General features: G+C 67.4%; 16 protein-coding genes. 6 read left to right on the forward strand and 10 right to left on the reverse strand.

The genetic code is table 11. From position 1 onward, the window contains the following. Nucleotides 1-19: 19 nt before the first annotated feature. Together psb28 and mnmH are read right to left on the reverse strand one after the other, a co-directional pair. A complete protein-coding gene (gene psb28, locus H8F26_RS15170; RefSeq protein ID WP_197155328.1) occupies nucleotides 20-388 on the reverse strand; it encodes a photosystem II reaction center protein Psb28 in 369 nt (122 codons plus the stop codon). A 23-nt stretch (nucleotides 389-411) separates the two neighbouring features. Further along, nucleotides 412-1542 (reverse strand): tRNA 2-selenouridine(34) synthase MnmH, encoded by a 1131-nt coding sequence (mnmH, locus tag H8F26_RS15175; RefSeq protein WP_197155330.1) that lies wholly within the window; start codon nucleotides 1540-1542, stop codon nucleotides 412-414. 80 nt (nucleotides 1543-1622) lie between these two features. Between mnmH and H8F26_RS15180 the strand changes: the two genes are divergently transcribed. Together H8F26_RS15180 and H8F26_RS15185 are read left to right on the forward strand one after the other, a co-directional pair. After that, nucleotides 1623-2363 carry a GUN4 domain-containing protein gene (locus H8F26_RS15180; protein ID WP_197155339.1) on the forward strand — a complete coding sequence of 247 codons (741 nt, stop codon included), beginning with the start codon at nucleotides 1623-1625 and terminating at the stop codon, nucleotides 2361-2363. Between the two features lie 32 nt (nucleotides 2364-2395). Then, nucleotides 2396-2821: an ATP-binding protein gene (locus H8F26_RS15185; protein WP_197155341.1), complete on the forward strand. Its 426-nt coding sequence runs from the start codon at nucleotides 2396-2398 to the stop codon at nucleotides 2819-2821. On the opposite strand, the gene H8F26_RS15190 is transcribed toward H8F26_RS15185, so the two are convergent. Then, complete coding sequence (locus H8F26_RS15190) at nucleotides 2787-3083, reverse strand: DUF6439 family protein (protein ID WP_231597886.1); 297 nt, start codon at nucleotides 3081-3083, stop codon at nucleotides 2787-2789. The genes H8F26_RS15185 and H8F26_RS15190 overlap by 35 nt on opposite strands. Before the next feature lie 36 nt (nucleotides 3084-3119). On the opposite strand from H8F26_RS15190, the gene H8F26_RS15195 reads away from it, so the two are divergent. Continuing rightward, entirely contained in the window at nucleotides 3120-3380 is a 261-nt protein-coding gene (locus H8F26_RS15195) for a hypothetical protein (RefSeq protein WP_197155343.1), read from the forward strand. Nucleotides 3381-3407: 27 nt separating this feature from the next. Here the strand turns inward: H8F26_RS15195 and H8F26_RS15200 are convergent, their stop codons facing one another. Together H8F26_RS15200 and glnA are read right to left on the reverse strand one after the other, a co-directional pair. Then, the gene (locus tag H8F26_RS15200; protein ID WP_197155345.1) at nucleotides 3408-4466 is read right to left on the reverse strand and encodes a class I SAM-dependent methyltransferase; all 1059 of its coding nucleotides are present in this window, start codon (nucleotides 4464-4466) and stop codon (nucleotides 3408-3410) included. A gap of 203 nt (nucleotides 4467-4669) precedes the next feature. Then, a complete protein-coding gene (gene glnA, locus H8F26_RS15205; RefSeq protein ID WP_197155360.1) occupies nucleotides 4670-6046 on the reverse strand; it encodes a type I glutamate--ammonia ligase in 1377 nt (458 codons plus the stop codon). A gap of 204 nt (nucleotides 6047-6250) precedes the next feature. Here glnA and H8F26_RS15210 point away from each other — a divergent pair, with 204 nt between their 5' ends. Beyond that, nucleotides 6251-6781, forward strand: coding sequence for an allophycocyanin subunit beta (locus tag H8F26_RS15210; RefSeq protein ID WP_197155362.1), 531 nt, complete (start codon nucleotides 6251-6253; stop codon nucleotides 6779-6781). A 55-nt stretch (nucleotides 6782-6836) separates the two neighbouring features. Continuing rightward, entirely contained in the window at nucleotides 6837-8027 is a 1191-nt protein-coding gene (locus H8F26_RS15215; RefSeq protein WP_197155364.1) for an alanine--glyoxylate aminotransferase family protein, read from the forward strand. Here H8F26_RS15215 and H8F26_RS15220 read toward each other — a convergent pair. Next, nucleotides 7945-8442, reverse strand: coding sequence for a nucleoside deaminase (locus H8F26_RS15220; protein ID WP_197159259.1), 498 nt, complete (start codon nucleotides 8440-8442; stop codon nucleotides 7945-7947). The two genes, H8F26_RS15215 and H8F26_RS15220, sit on opposite strands and share 83 nt — an antisense overlap. A 235-nt stretch (nucleotides 8443-8677) precedes the next feature. On the opposite strand from H8F26_RS15220, the gene H8F26_RS15225 reads away from it, so the two are divergent. Next, nucleotides 8678-10117 carry a pyridoxal-dependent decarboxylase gene (locus tag H8F26_RS15225; protein ID WP_197155366.1) on the forward strand — a complete coding sequence of 480 codons (1440 nt, stop codon included), beginning with the start codon at nucleotides 8678-8680 and terminating at the stop codon, nucleotides 10115-10117. Between the two features lie 357 nt (nucleotides 10118-10474). Here H8F26_RS15225 and H8F26_RS15230 read toward each other — a convergent pair whose 3' ends face one another. Genes H8F26_RS15230 through H8F26_RS15245 form a run of 4 tightly spaced genes read right to left on the reverse strand, consistent with a single transcriptional unit; the run spans nucleotide 10475 to nucleotide 15496 of the window. After that, nucleotides 10475-12079: a YcjF family protein gene (locus tag H8F26_RS15230; RefSeq protein WP_197155367.1), complete on the reverse strand. Its 1605-nt coding sequence runs from the start codon at nucleotides 12077-12079 to the stop codon at nucleotides 10475-10477. Next, entirely contained in the window at nucleotides 12076-14421 is a 2346-nt protein-coding gene (locus H8F26_RS15235; RefSeq protein ID WP_197155375.1) for a transglycosylase domain-containing protein, read from the reverse strand. The genes H8F26_RS15230 and H8F26_RS15235 overlap by 4 nt, the downstream gene beginning before the upstream one ends. Continuing rightward, nucleotides 14418-14909: a signal peptidase II gene (lspA, locus tag H8F26_RS15240; protein ID WP_197155377.1), complete on the reverse strand. Its 492-nt coding sequence runs from the start codon at nucleotides 14907-14909 to the stop codon at nucleotides 14418-14420. The genes H8F26_RS15235 and lspA overlap by 4 nt, the downstream gene beginning before the upstream one ends. Continuing rightward, nucleotides 14906-15496, reverse strand: coding sequence for a biotin transporter BioY (locus tag H8F26_RS15245; protein ID WP_197155379.1), 591 nt, complete (start codon nucleotides 15494-15496; stop codon nucleotides 14906-14908). Before H8F26_RS15245 ends, lspA begins: the two co-directional genes overlap by 4 nt. Between the last annotated feature and the right edge of the window lie 91 nt (nucleotides 15497-15587).

Consider the following 15587-nt stretch of genomic DNA (forward strand, 5'->3'; position numbering starts at 1 on the left):
AGCCTGGCCTCAGCTGGGATCAGGAGTCCTCGTCCTCGCTTTCCTTGTCTTCCTGGCCCGAAAATCCCAGACCATGGCTGTCGGCATAGCGCTCAGCGAAGCGCATGAACCTCTCGAAGTCGGTGGTGTTCTTCCAGGTGTAGGTGGCCTCCAGGGCGCTGGCCTTGCCGTTCACGAAGCGGGCCTTGACCTCGCGGGTCACCATCTCGCCTTCCTCGTCCTGCATGAACATGCCGGTGATGTCGCCCAATGCTTCGGGTGCCAGGGCCTGAGGCTCTTCGAATACGAACAGGGCCTGCCCGGTGCGGCCATCGCGGGAGCGGGTCAGACGGATATCGGGCACCACCGGCTCATCCACACCACGGAAGAACTGAATGGCGGCACCCATGATGGCTCGGGCAAAAACTGATCCTAGGCAGACACCGGCTCGCTGCCCAGCAGGTGACTCTCCAGCCGCATGGCGGCATCCGTGTCGTTCAGGCCGCTGAGATCCAGCCGTCCCAGGCTGGGCGCAGGGTGACGATCCAGTTCGTGGTCGTAGCAGCGGTCGTAGTAATCCAGCATGGCCTTGCAGGCGCTGGCCCAGTCCTGCACTGCGATCGCCTTCAGGGCAGCGTCCGTGCGCTGCGGACCCAGCCGGCGAGCGATCCGTTCGGTGGCCTGGCGCAGACCGTCGGGATCCTGGAGGCCGTACACCGCCACCAACCGTTCGATCCGTTCCGGCTCGGTGCGCTGGATCTCCAACACCGGCGCCTGCACCATCTGCTGCCAGAACCCCCGCGGAATCCGGCAGCGTCCCACCTGGGTGCTTTCGGCCTCCACCCAGATGGCATTGGCTTCGCGTTGGTGCAGCAATGCCAGCGCCAGTCGATTCTCGAAATGTTCGCTGCTCGGCTGTTCCGGTTGTCCCAGGCCGCCGAAGCTGCTGCCACGGTGATGGGCCAGGCCCTCCAGATCAATCACCGCCATTCCCCGGGCGGACATCGCCTCCAGCAGATCGGTCTTGCCGCAGCCGGTACGTCCCCCCAGCAGTCGCAGCGGCCAGGGCTGCTCGAAGCTCTGCAGCACCCAGCGACGGAAGGCCTTGTAGCCCCCCTCCAGCAGGACCACCGGCAGATCCAGGGTGGAGGCCAGCCAGGCGACACTTCCCGAGCGCATGCCACCACGCCAGCAGTGCAGCCGCAGATCGGACACCTTCGGTGTTCCGCTGCAATCGGCGTTGGCCAGTTCGCTCAGCCTGTCTCCCAGGTCAACCAGCCTCGGACCGACCAGCTCGAGGCCGTGCCGAACCGCACTGGGGCGGCCCTCCTGCTTGTACAAAGTGCCGATCTCGGCGCGCTCTTCATCGCTGAACAGGGGCAACGAGCAGGCACCGGGGATATGGCCCTGGCGAAATTCGCCGGGGCTGCGCACATCCACCACTGGTCCAGATGCCGCCAGAAAGGCACTGACCGGCAGTGCCGCAGGCTCTGCGGAGGTGCTGGCGATCCCAGGCGGCACCGTGGGATCTAGGTCAGAGGATCGGCTGTTGCGGAGGCTCATGGCGGTGGGGCGCTGCGCGTCCTCAGACCCGACTGACATAGTGGGCCAACACTGGCTCCCCTTCTGGCTGGTTCCCCACCATGCTCTCCGGTTCCCCGGTTTCCGTCGCCGCCAGTGCGGCGCCAGATCAGCTGCTGGAGCGCTTCCTCTCCGCCTCCCCGCGTCAACGGCGCAGCCTGTTGGGCCAGCTTGAGAGCCGCGCCTCCGAGCTGGCTCCGCTGATCGGTGACCGCCTTGATGGCTGGGATGCCACCGGTGACGACTGGGCCCTGGGTTTTCTGCTGCAACTCCTGCTCAAGGCGGGCGATCAGGAGCTGCGCGAGCAGGTGCTTGCCCGCTATCCGGACGGCTGGCTGGCGGTGACCAGCGGTGCAGGGCTGGACTACGCCCCTCTGCAGCGCCATCTGATGCTGCAGGACTTCGAGGCGGCCGATCGGATCACCAGTGAGCTGTTGCGCCAGCTTGCCGGCAGCGGCGCCATGCAACGGGGCTACGTGTATTACAGCGAGGTGCCAGCGATCGCGGGCGTGGACCTGGAGAGCCTCGATCGGCTCTGGCTAGTCTATTCACGCGGTCGCTTCGGTTTCTCCGTTCAGGGTCGCCTGCTGGCCGCCTGTGGCGGTCGCTGGGAGCTGCTCTGGCCACGCCTGGGCTGGAAGCACGAGGGCCTCTGGACACGCTATCCAGGCTCCTTCACCTGGTCGATCGAGGCGCCCGAGGGACACATGCCCCTGCTCAACCAGTTGCGAGGGGTGCGGCTGATGGATGCACTGTTGCGCCATCCCGCCCTGCGGCAGCGCATCAAGAAGGCCGCGGGGTAGGGTCAATTCCGGCAGCTGCGGATCCTGATCTGTTGGCGTTGCGTTGGTCCGATTTCATCACTCCCTCCACATTGCAGCTGGCTCCGCTGGTGGAGTTGTTGCTGGAGCCGGTGCGTTGCGAGAGCACCCTGGCTGAGTTGCACCTGGGTCTCCAGGAGGCCCTGGTCAATGCCGTGCGCCATGGCAACGGCTGTGATCCGCGGAAATGCCTGCGGATTCGCCGCATCCAGACGCCGCGCTGGCTGGTCTGGCAGGTGCAGGATGAGGGACCTGGTGTGCCGGCAGGCCATCGCGGCCACGCCTTGCCTGACCACGAGGACACCCCCTGCGGCCGGGGCCTGTTCCTGATCCACCATTGCTTTGATGATGTGCGCTGGAGCGGTCGCGGGAACCGCCTCCAACTGGCCGTTCGGCGCTCCCGCTTCAACGCCCGTGGCTTGGACAGCCCGGATCACTGATCTCCTGACGCAGCCAGGCCAGGCCATGCTCCAACAACGCGATCGCCCGCTCCCGCGCTGCGGTTGAGCTGGTCGAGGCCGGGCTGTCCTCTCCGAGCAGCTGCACCAGGGCCGCCGCAATCTGCTCCGCGCCACGGCGCGGCCGTTGGGCCTTGAGGGCGTGCCAGTCGCGGTCTCCGATGCTGAGGCTGCGATGCAGAGCCACGGCTTGCTCCAGGGCCTGCGGGGGCCAGTCCCGTTTCACAGCAGCTGACTGGGTCACTGGACAACACACAACGGCGGCGCCCATCCTGGCGGGATGCCTCACCCCACGCGCCGCACCCGCCCGATCGGTGCCCTGCATCAGCTGGCTGCCGTGCTCACCATGGCCAGTGCAGCTCCTCGGCAGCTCGGACAGGCTGCCTGGCAACGTCGCCAACGGCAACGGCTCGCCATTGCCCAGCGCCTGCTCGATCCCCTGCCCCAGGGGCTGCGGCAACCCCAGGCTGGACGCCACTTCTGGGTCGGCCTGAGGGGAGCCGGTGCCGGCCTGATCCTGGCCTGGTGGCTTCAACGCTGAGCTGCACCCGCCGGACAGCGGTTCGGCTCAGAGCGGTTTGCGGGCGGTCCAGACGCGGGTCATGAAATGGGATTCGGCAGCAATGTCTTCGAATCCGGCCTCCGTCAGCCGCGCGTCGATGTCGTCCTCGATGTAGTGCCGGAAGTAAGGCTCGTGGAAGACTCGCCGGAAATTCTCCATCGGCGCGGCGAACTCCGGCGAATCGTTCAGCTGCACCGAATCCGCCAGCACCAGCACGCCACCGGGCTCCAGCACCCGCTGGATCTCGTTGAGCACGGCCTGCCTTGCCGACCCCGGCAGCTCATGCAGCAGAAACACGCAGGTGGCGCCCTGCAGGCTGGCCTCAGCGAAGGGCAGCGTTTCGGCATTGCCCTGGATCAGCTGGGGCAGCTCGCCAGGCAGCACGGCGAGCCAGCGATTGGCCTGCCGCAGGTAAGCGGTGGAAAGATCGATGCCGATCAACTGGGCCTTGGGCAGGGCACCACGCAGCTGGCGCAGGGTGCGACCGGTACCGGTGGCCACGTCGAGCACCCGCAGGCAGCCCGGGGGCCGATCGGTGAAGGCCTTGAGGCCCTGAACCAGGGGGCCGAGGACCCGTCGCCGCATCGGATCGGCGGTGCCGTTGAACAACAGCTCCACCTGCAGGTCATACAGGGCGGCGGAGTGGTCGCTGAGGTAACCGTCGGTCTGGTGATGGAAATTCTGGAGGTAGTAGTCCGGGTAGGCAGCGGGATCGATGGTGCGGGGCAGGTCGCGCACCTTCCGCTCCCGGCGGCGGGTCCAGGTGGCCGGAATATCGAGCCAGATCAGCGGGTACCGGCTGGCCCAGTCAAGCCAGGGGGCATCGAACAGCAGGGAGGCCGGATAGAGGCCCTGTTCCGCCTCCTGCCAGTCCCGATCCAGCAGACGTTGCATCGATGCCTGCAGCATGGCCAGCAGGGCCGGTGGCACCGGCACCGTGCGGGCGCTGACCTCAGGACTGATCAGGTCCATGAGGCGGCTGCTCACTTCCTTGTGGGCCAGCCCGACCAGACTCTTGCCCTGCTGCAGGGTGTGATAAGCCAGCTTGCTGAGCTGATCGGACATGGAAGGGCCGAAGCGACAACGTCTGGGTGCATTCCAACGGATTGGAATGCTCATCCGTGAGCCAGGATCCTGATCAGCTTCGCGATCGGATCCGTTCCTGAGACCTGATCCGTACACCTGATCCGTTTTGAGATCTGCTCAGCCTTGCGCTCTGCAATGCCCTGGGATGCGAGGTTTCCTGCGATGCGGTCAATCCTCAGGCGTCAGATGTCGTAGTAGAGGCTGAATTCGTAGGGGTGGGGGCGCTGACGCAGCTGCTGCACCTCCGCGTGCTTGATCGCGATCCAGTTGGCGACGAAATCCTCGCTGAACACGCCGCCCGCCAGCAGGTAGTCCTGGTCAGCCTCCAGGGCCTCGAGAGCGCCACTGAGGGAGGCCGGAAGCGATGCAATCCTGGCCCGTTGATTGGCCGGAAGTGCGATCAGATCCCCATCGATGCCGTCACCGGGATCGATCTGGTTCCTGATTCCATCCAGTCCGGCCATCAGCATCGCCGAGAAGGCAAGGTAGGGATTGGCCAGGCCATCGCCGGATCGGAACTCCAGCCGTTTGGCCCTGGGGCTGGGGCCCGTGATCGGAATGCGGACGGCCGCTGAGCGGTTGCCCTGGGAATACACCAGGTTCACCGGCGCTGCGAAGCCCGACACCAGACGCCTGTAACTGTTCGTGCCCGGGTTGGTGAAGGCCAGAACGCTGGGCGCATGGCGCAGCAGACCGCCGATGTACCAGCGAGCGGTCTGGGAGAGGTTGGCGTAGGTGCCCTCCCCGAAGAACAGGGGCTGGCCAGCCTTCCAGAGACTCTGGTGGACAGGCAGTCCAGAGCCGTTCGCGCCAAAGACTGGCTGCGGCATGAAAGTGGCCGACCGTCCATATTTTCTGGCCAGTTTGCGCACCACATAGCGGGTGATCATCAGGTTGTCCGCCGCGCTGATCAACTCCGCATCCTTCATGCCCAGTGCGTGCTGCCCCGATGCCGTCACCGCATGGTGATGCTTGTCCATCGGAACCCCGAGTGAGCCCAGCAACAGCACCATCTCGCTGCGCAAGTCCTGATCGGCGTCGCTGCGGTTGCCGCCGTCGTCGACGTGGCCCTGGTTCCAGGCAGCCTCAATCGACTCGATGCTGTAGGAGCAGCCCGCCTCGCTGGAGCTGTAGCGCACGTCGTCAAAGAGGAAGAATTCCGGTTGGGGCGCGAAGTACGCCGTGTCGGCAAGACCGGTCGAGCCCAGATAGGTGAAGGCCCTCTGGGCCAGGGAGCGGGGACAGCGGCCTGTGGGCTTGGCGCTGCGGGGCTCCTGGATGGAACAGATCAGGCTGAGGGTCCTGTGGCTTTGGAAGGGATCAATCCAGGCGGTGCCGGGATCGGGCACCAAGGCGATCGCTGAGTCCTGAACCGGATTCCAGCCGCGGAATACCGAACCGTCCCAGGCGAGCCCGTCGGCAAAAGCCCGGGCGTTGACCTGGTCAGCGCACACGGTGAGGTGCTGCCATCTGCCATGAAGATCAGCGACTTTGAGGTCGATCAGTTCGATTCCCTCGTCCTTGATCTGGCTCAGAACGTCCCGGGCGGTTTGGGCCATGACGAAGTGGTGGGGGGAGCCCGCGCAGACCACGGGTTGACTGAACGGTAGGGATCGCCCCGAAGCTCACTCGCCAGGTCTGGTCCGATGGCGCCACTTTGCGTAACCGTTTCTGTCAACTTGCCGAGAACGCGCCTGGCAGCAGGAATGTTGCCGGTTGGTGAGTGCTAGTTTCCGCTGCAGGTGCGTCGATCCACAACACCCATGCGCGATGCCATCACTGGTTTGATCGGCCGCTACGACCAGCTCGGTCGTTATTTAGATCGCGATGCCATCGACCGCATCAAGGGCTTTTACTCCCAGTCCGCTCTTCGTCTGGCGGCCGTGGAGCTGATCAACCGAGACGCCGCCGAGATCGTTCGCGAAGCCTCGCAACGGCTCTGGAAAGAGGATCCTGAACTGATCCTGCCGGGAGGAAATGCTTACACCACCCGTCGTCTGGCCGCCTGTCTGCGGGACATGGACTATTTCCTCCGTTATGCCAGCTACGCCCTGATCGCTGACGACGCCACGATCCTCAACGAACGGGTGCTCAACGGTCTCGACGACACGTACAAGAGCCTTGGGGTTCCCACCGGTCCCACCGTCCGGGGGATCGCCCTGCTGGGCGAGGTGGTGTGTGAACAATTGTCCGAGGCCGGAGTTGCTGAGGCGGCCGTGCTGGCCTCGGTCGTGAAGGCTCCTTTTGATCACCTCTGCCGTGGTCTGGCCTCCACCAACGTGCGTGCCCGCTGACCAGCAGCAGCTCTCTGTTTAGGCTCAATCGTCTCACCCCCCTCCGCCCTCGGTCTTGGTCTCCACTCCTGCCCGTCCGCCCGTCGGCGATCACCAGCTCAGCGAAGCTCACCGCTGCACGCTCGGTCCGATCGCCACACCGGATCGTCTTCTGCTCGGACCCGGGCCCTCCAATGCCCATCCCACGGTGCTTCAGGCCCTGTCCCGGACGCCAATCGGCCATCTCGACCCGCTCTACGTGGAGTTGATGGGCGAGGTGCAGGAGCTTCTGCGCTACGCCTGGCAGACCGACAATCGCCTCACCATTCCGATGAGCGGCACCGGCAGTGCCGCCATGGAAGCCACCCTGGCCAACACGGTGGAACCGGGTGACAAGGTGTTGGTGGCCGTGAAGGGCTACTTCGGCCTCCGACTGGCGGATATGGCCGGCCGCTACCGGGCGGAGGTGGCCACGATCGAACGCCCCTGGGGCGAGGCGTTCACCCTGGAGGAGATCGAGGCGGCGCTGCAACACCATCGCCCCGCCATCCTGGCGATGGTGCATGCCGAAACCTCCACCGGGGTCTGCCAGCCCATGGAGGGCATCGGTGAGCTCTGCCGGCAATACGACTGCCTGCTCCTGCTCGACACCGTGACCTCCCTGGGGGCGATCCCCGTCTTCCTGGACGACTGGAAGGTGGATCTGGCCTACAGCTGCAGCCAGAAGGGCCTCAGCTGCCCTCCAGGCCTCGGTCCCTTCACCATGGGGCCCCGGGCCGAGGCCAAACTGGCGGCCCGGCGGGACAAGGTGCCGAACTGGTACCTCGACGTGAGCCTGCTGAACCAGTACTGGGGCAGCAACCGGGTGTATCACCACACCGCCCCGGTGAACATGAACTTCGGCATGCGCGAGGCGCTGCGTCTGCTGGCTGAAGAGGGTCTGGAGAATGCCTGGGCCCGTCACCGGGCCAATGCGGAGCGCCTCTGGATCGGTCTGGAGCGCCTCGGTCTCGAGCCCCACGTCCCTGAAGAGCTGCGCCTGCCCACCCTCACGACCGTGCGCATTCCGGAGGGCGTGGATGGCAAGGCCTTCAGCCTCCATCTGCTCAACACCCATGGCATCGAGGTCGGTGGTGGTCTCGGTGTGCTGGCCGGCAAGGTCTGGCGCATCGGTCTGATGGGCTTCAACAGTCGCGCCGAGAACGTCGATCGGCTGCTGGATCTGTTCGAGGCCGAGCTGCCCGCCTTCCGCTCCGCCGCTGCCTGAACCAGGCCGTGAGCTGAGCTCCAGCCTGCTCGCCGCGCACCCCGCCCACCACGGTCATCGCGTGGTGGGCGCTGGGATCGCTGGCCAGATCCAGGCACCCCCCCAATGCGCCCCGCTTGGGATCCGGGGCGCCATAGACCACCCGTCCGACCCGCGCCTGCACCAGGGCGCCGGCACACATCGGGCAGGGCTCGAGGGTCACCACCAGGGTGCAGGCGTTGAAACGCCAGTCGCCGAGCAACAGCGCCGCCTGGCGCAGGGCCACCAGCTCGGCGTGCCCCAGCGGATCCATCTCGCGATGGCGCCGATTGCTGCCCCAGCCGATGCAGCGTCCCTGGGCATCCAGCATCGCGGCCGCGACAGGAATCTCACCGGTTTCCCCCACAGCGGCTGCATGGCGAAGCAACCGATCCATCCAGCTCTCCAGCCTGGTGTGCTCGATCGTTGCTCTTGATGCCAGCTCGGCAGGCCTGTGGTTCTGATCGTGCAGGAGTTGAGGATCCCCCGAACCGAGCGGATCATCAAGGAGCTGTTGGGTCGGCAAGGGCTGGTGGGGCCGGTCGTCCCGACGGAGTGTCGGCATCGATCGTGGCAGCGGGGCGAGCCCGGCCAAACCAGGGCCTGAACCATGCTGCGCCCCTCAGGTGAGAATGGGAGACCTTGACCGTCCGCCGTTGGCCAGCGCGCCACCAGCTCTGCGGGCCGCCTCGCCCCTGCCCTTTGCCGATCCTGCCCAGCCGGATGCGGCCCTGGAGTCGTTTCTGCATCGGGCTGCCAGCCAGCTCACGGCCTGGATGGGCAGCAGCCTGGCCCGCTCGCCCCTGCCTGGTCTGAGTGTGCTTCCCAGCGCGGTTCCTGAGGCTTTCGGCCTGCCATCGGAAGCCTTGCTGGCCGATCTCCAGCAACTGATGGATGGGGCCTACAACCCCCACCACCCCGGAGCCCTGGCCCACCTGGACCCCCCGCCCCTGGCGGCCTCGATCGTGGGCGATCTGATCTGCGCCGGTCTCAACAACAACCTGCTGGCGGAGGAGCTCTCCCCCAGCCTCAGTCGGCTGGAGCGCAGTCTCTGCAGCTGGCTGGCCGAAGCGATCGGTCTGCCGGCCGGTGCCGGTGGCATCCCGGCCAGCGGTGGCAGCCTCAGCAACCTGATGGCTCTGGTGCTGGCACGCCACCGCGCTGGCCTGGCCTGTTGCGGCCAGGCGGTGGTCCTCTGCAGCCAGGATGCCCATGTCTCCCTGGCCAAGGCCCTCACGGTGATGGGACTGCCGGCCACGGCCCTGCTCACGCTGCCGACCGATGCCTCGGGCGGTCTTGCCATCGAGGCTCTGGAGAGCAGGCTGATGACACTGAGAACCCAGGGAGTGCCGGTTCTGGCTGTGGTGGCCACCGCCGGCACCACCGTGCGGGGAGCGGTGGATCCCCTCGAGCCGGTGGCGGATCTGTGCCGGCGCCAGGGGATCTGGTTGCACGTGGATGGGGCGATCGGAGGGGTGTACGCCCTCAGTGATCGCCATCGCCACCGGGTGGCGGGTCTGGCTCAGGCGGATTCGATCACCCTCAATCCCCAGAAGCTTCTGGGCATCACCAAAACCTCCTCCTTGCTGTTGCTGGCTGATCCGGCAGGTCTGGAGGAGGTGTTCGGCACGGGGCTTCCTTACATGGAGCCCAGCTGGGGGGGCAGCCATGGCGGCGAGGCAGGGCTGCAGGGCACCCGTCCCGCCGAAATCCTCAAGCTCTGGCTGGGCCTTCGGCAACTGGGCCTGGCGGGAATCGAAGCGGTGCTGGATGGCGCCATCGAGCGGCGGCGACATCTGCGCCAGCTGCTGGCCTCTGGTGACCGGCTCGACCTCAAGGACGGCCAGCTGCACCTTCTCGCCTTCTGCCCCGCCGGCTATGACGCCGAGCAGGCCACCCACTGGAGCGCCGAAACCCGCCAGCGCCTTCTGGCCGAGCAGTTGATGCTGTCGCGGCCCCTGTACGGCGGCCGCCATCACCTCAAGGCCGTGCTCGGCAACCCCCACACCAGGGCCGAGCACCTGGAGCGGCTGGCGCAGCTGGTGCACGCCTCGCTTCTACCGCAGCCCTGAAGACGACCCGGCCTGATCACCATTTCCGCTTTCCATATCCAGTTTCTTTTTCCATTCCCTATCCCATTTCTTTTCCCTCTCCTTTTTCGTCCTCCTTTCCAACCGCTATGGACCCATCCGCTCCGGAGACGCCCGACACGCTCGCTCCCGCTCCGTTTCGCTCCGGCGATGCTGCCCGTTCGGATGTTGCACGCTCGGACGATGCCGGCATCTCCGAGGATGCCACCCGCTCCCCTAGGGCCACAGCAGCGGCTGGTGCTCCTGGCGGTGTCGAACGGGATCGGCGGCGTGGACAGTGGGTGGCCATCGTCACCGGGGCCCTGTCGATCCTGATCGGGGTGGCCTACCTGGTGTTGATCACGGTTCTGGATCGTCAAGGTCCCCTGCTGCCGCCTCCGCCTGAGGCCTTCGGCGTGGCGGCAATGCAGTCTGCTCCGGCCGCTGCAGGGGCTCCACCACGCGGCGCAGGGCCAGGTCGAGAAAGCGGCGCAGGGCTCCTTCCCGCCGGTTGAGCTCGAACTGGCGTTGCACCACCTCCTGCAGGCCGCCATCCCCCCAGTCCTGGTCCTGGTCGAAGTAGGTGATGAAGCTCCGCCCTGCCACCCGGGTCAGCCAGGCGGCGCTGACCGCCTGAATCGCGCGACCCACCAGCAGGGTCGGCAGCTGCAGGCTGAGAGCCCCGCTCAACAGGCTCACGCCCCCCTTGATCAGCCCCAGCCCCGCCAGGGTGCGACCCACCGAGAGGGCCAGATCCTGAGCTGAGGCGCGGCTGAGGGTGATGCCGTAGATCCGGCCGATCTCCACCACCATCTGGGCATTCACGGCGGCGGCACCGAGCAGATCCACCCCTGGCAGGGGCGTGACCGCCAACACCCCGGCACTGATCCACATGTAGCGATCCACGATCCGGTCCGCATCGCTGCGGCGCTGGCGGGCCAGCAGGGCGCGGCTGGCCTCACTCAGTCGGCGGCTCTGCAAAAGGATGTTGTCGGCGATCAGCTCTTCGCCGTCGCTGTGCAGCACCGCCGCCAGCCGGCCCAGCAGGGCGTCGACTTCAGGCGGAGGCTGCAGCGGACGGCCCCCTGGCATCGGCACGCTCTGGGGAGACGCACTGGCACTGACCACATCAGCGGCGGTCAGGCGGCCCTGGCAACGTTGGCGCAGCAGAGCCAGCAGCCGCTGTTCCTCCCGTTCACCGCGCAGGTCGCACTTGTTCAGCACCAGCAGCAGGCGTTTGCCCAGCCCGGCCAGGGTGTCGAACACCTCCAGCTCGCTGGCCCGCAGATCTCCGTCCACCACCAGCAGCAAAAGATCGGCCCGGGCCGCCTGATCGCGGGCGGCCTGCTCCCGTCGCTGCCCATCGACGCCGGCCTCCAGGATGCCGGGTGTGTCCACCAGGATCACCGCCCGGCGCAATCCCCGCAGCCGCAGCCGGTAGCGGTTCGAGCCGACGGTGGATCCCATCGGGGCCCCCACCTCTCCCACCAGCTCGCCCAGCAGGGCGCGGATCAGGGAGGTCTTGCCGGCCGAACCACTGCCGAACAGCACGATCACCAGATCGCCGCGCTCCAGCTCCGCCTGCACCCGCTCCCGCTCCTGCCGCAGGGCCTCGCGAGCCACCGCATCCCGGACGCGATCGAGGGTGGCATCAATCGAGGCCAGCTGGCTCTGGGCCGCCTCCTGGCGATTGTTCGGTGGCGGCGGCAGCTCACCAGCGGCAGAGCCGCTGCGGCTGGAACGGCCGAGGCGCCGTCCTCCCTGGAGCCAGGGCCACACCAACCGGGCCAGGACCAGCAGCAGCCCGGCCAGCAGCAGCAGGGCGATCGGGCCCACCAGCCAGCCTGGGAGCCAGTAGCTCAACTGCCAGAGCAGCTGATTGACGGTCTGCAGCACCATGCCCACCAGCACCAGCACCGCCAGGGCGACGACGAGCCAGATCCAGGGCCTGGCGGGCAGCTTCATGGTGTTGGACTCGTGGTGCCTGCGCCTCGGACCAGATCGCCCCAGAGGCCCGCGGCCAGGGCACTGCTGGCGTGGGTGGGGCGGTTGTCGTCATTGCCGAGCCAGACGCCAATCACCCAGTGGCGCCGCGGCTCGAACCCCACGAAGAGCAGATCCCTGCCCTCGTTGGTGGTGCCGGTCTTGCCACCCTCCTGCCCCCCCAGGTAGGCGGCGCTGCCGGTGCCACTGCGCACCACCGCGCGCAACAGATCCTGGAGAGCGCGGGCCGTGGCTTCGCTGCTCACCCGCCTGCCAGGGGCAACGGTGGCGGTGGGCTGACGCCCGCCTGGATCGCTCTCGCCACGGCTACTGCCCGCGGCACTGCCCGCCGCACTGGCTTTGCAGCGCTGGAGGGTGGCGGGATCGGCCAGCCGAGCACCCCCGCCACAGAGTTCCGCATCGGTGAGGCGGCGGATCGTGCTGGGCTGATGCCAGAGGCCGTTGTTGGCGATGGCGGCGTAGGCACCGGTGAGTTCCAGCAGCGTCACTTCGCTCTGTCCCAGGGCCAACCCCGGCACGGCCGCCAGGGGGCTGCTGATGCCGAGCACGCGGGCCTTGTTCACCACCGCCTCCAGGCCGACCCGCTGGGTGAGCCGCAGCGCAGCGGTGTTACTGCTGCGCGCCAGGGCCTGCCGCAGGCTGAGGCTGCCGCCGCAAGTGCTGGCGAAGAACTGACCACGCCATTGCAGGGGGCCGCAGCCGATCCGATCTCCCGGCCTGGCCCCCTTCTCCAGGGCCACCAGATAGGGCACCAGCTTGAAGGTGCTGCCCGGCTGGCGCAGGGCCATCGAGGCGCGGTTGAACTGGCTCTGGCGATAGTCGCGGCCGCCGGCGATGGCCAGGATGCCGCCGCTGCGACTGTCGAGCACCACCACGGCACCCTGGCTGACGCCGCTGAAAGCCGGCCGAGCCAGGGTGTCGCGCAGCTGCCGTTCCACCCGTTGTTGCAGGGCTGGATCGAGGTGGGTATCGATCAGAAAGTTGCCCTCCTGTGCCACCTCCTGCCCCACCAGGGCCTCCAGATCACGGCGCACCTGATCGCTGTAGAACGGGGCATTGCGGCCAGGTCCATTGGATCGGCAGGCCTGTGGAGCGAGCTGCACCGGGCGGCGGCGGGCCCGGCGGGCCGCATCGCGACCGATTCGGCCGGTGTCCGCCATCTTGGCCAGCACACGGTTTCGAGAGTCCAGAGCGGCCTCGGGCGCCACACAGGGATCATTGCCGTTAGGGGAGGGCAGCAGCCCCACCAACAGGGCGGCCTCCTCCAGCTCCAGGCGAGCGGCCGGTTTGTCGAAGTAGTGGCGGGCGGCATCCTCAAAGCCCCAGCCCACCCCGAGGTAGACACGGTTGAGATAACTCAGCAGCAGATCGGCCTTGCTGAAGCGGGCTTCCAGCTGAAGGGCCACCAGCAGCTCCCGCCACTTGCGACCCAGTGTTTCCCCCTGTCCCACCTGCTCCGGATACAGGCTGCGGGCCAGCTGCTGGGTGAGGGTGCTGCCACCTTCCAGCACGCGGCCACCCACCAGGTTGGTCACCAGGGCCCGGCCTGTCCCGATGGGATCCACCCCCGGATGCCACCAGAAGCGGCTGTCCTCACTGGCCAGCAGTGCATCGATCAACACACCCGGGTAGTCCCGCAAGGCGGCCAGCTCGCGATGCTCCACGCCCTCCGCCGAGCTGAGCGGCCGGTTGTTGCGGTCGTAGAGCGCCAAGGGGCCGCGCACGTTGGCCAGACTGCCGCGGATCGGCGCCTGCCACAGGGCCAGGCCCAGGAGCAGAGCCCCGCCACCGGCCAGACCGGCCAGGGCCAGGCAGGTGCCCCGCAGCAGGGGGGCCAGGCGGCGCTGCATCGGCTGGCGGAACACCAGCAGCGGCACCGGCCCGCGTTCTTCCGGGCCGAAAGCCACGGCGTCACCGTCCCGCAGCAGCAGCTCCTGCACGCGCCGACCCTGCCACCAGAGGCCGTTGGTGGAGCCGGCGTCCTGAAGCAGCCAATGCTGACCGCGCCATTCCAGACGTGCGTGCTCACGACTCACGGCCGGGTGATCGATCACAATCTCCAGGTCGGGATCCCGGCCGATGCGCCAGAGACCGCCATGCAGGCGGAGCGTGCGCTCAGGCTTGATCTGCTCAAGCTTGGTGCGTTCAGCCTCGGCATGCTCTGCTGCTGCAGCGGAGGCCGATGGAGGCCCGCCTCGCCCGGGAGATGCGGTGCCATGGCCATGGCGCGGCAGGGGATCCCTCCGGGAGCCATCGAGGCCGTAGAGCTCCAGTTGCGCTGCTGCCAGAGGGAGACCGGTCATGCCACCGAACGGGGCCGGCCAAGCAGATCCAGCAGGAAACAGGCCACGGCCACGTTGATCGCCACGTCCGCCAGGTTGAACACCGGAAAGCTCACCGGCACGAACTCCAGGAAATCCACCACGGCTCCAAGGCGCCAGCGATCGACACCATTGCCGATGGCTCCCCCCAGCAAGCATGCGCAACCGGCTGCTTGCCAGACCCCCATGCGGGGCTGGGCCAGAAGCCACAGCACCAACCCCAGGGCCACCAGCAGGCTCACCAGACCCAGGGCGACGGTGGAGCCGGTGAACAGGCTGAAGGCGGCTCCGGTGTTGAACACCAGGCGCAGTTGCAGGATCCCGGGAATCAGGGTGTCCACCTGACCGGCGGCCAGTTGCTTCAAGGCCCAGTGCTTGCTGAGCTGATCCAGGATCACCAGCAGAGCCGCCAGCCCCAGGCAGAGCAGCTGGCGGCGGTTGGGTCGGCGCCAGAGGGTTGAACGGATCATGAGGGCAGGAGCAGCAGGCGCCGCAGCAGCAGGGCCACCACGGCAACGGCGCAGCAGAGCATCAGCTGGGGCAAGAGGGGCCCGATCGAATAGCTCATCAGCAACGGCACCAGGGTGCCGCTCCAACGGCCTGCCAGAGCCCCGAGCAGCAGGTTGGCGATGCCGCACAACTGAATCACCAGCAGGCCGATGGCGGCAGCACCGGCCAGGGAGAGGGGGTCGTTCATGCCCGGCTGGCGGGCCAGACGGCCCGTCAGCCAGGCCGCCGGCAGAAACCCGGCCAGATAGCCGAAGCCGGGATCCAGCACATAGGAGGGGCCACCACCGCCATAGAACACCGGCAGCTGGAACAGCCCCACGCTGAGGTACGCAACGGCCGCGAGCATGCTGCTGCGCGGGCCGCAGACCAGCGCCGTGAGCAACAGGCCGGGGACCTGCAGGGTGATCGGCAGGCTGACCAGCGTCCAGGCACCCGTGAGATCGTCCAGACCTCCGGAGGGAAGGGGAACGGCAGCCTGGATCAGGCCTCCAACCAGGATGAGCAGGAGTCCGGCGATGGCGCCGCTCCAGGTGGCAAGGGCCCGCAACGGCACAACCAAAGGGCTGGCGCCATCCTGCTGCAGCTAGGTTCACCTGACCAGACACCCTCGGGCCAGACAGGTTCGGGGGCGGAGTTCA

Origin of the sequence: Synechococcus sp. CBW1006 (assembly GCF_015840525.1) — a bacterium.
GTDB lineage: Bacteria > Cyanobacteriota > Cyanobacteriia > PCC-6307 > Cyanobiaceae > CBW1002.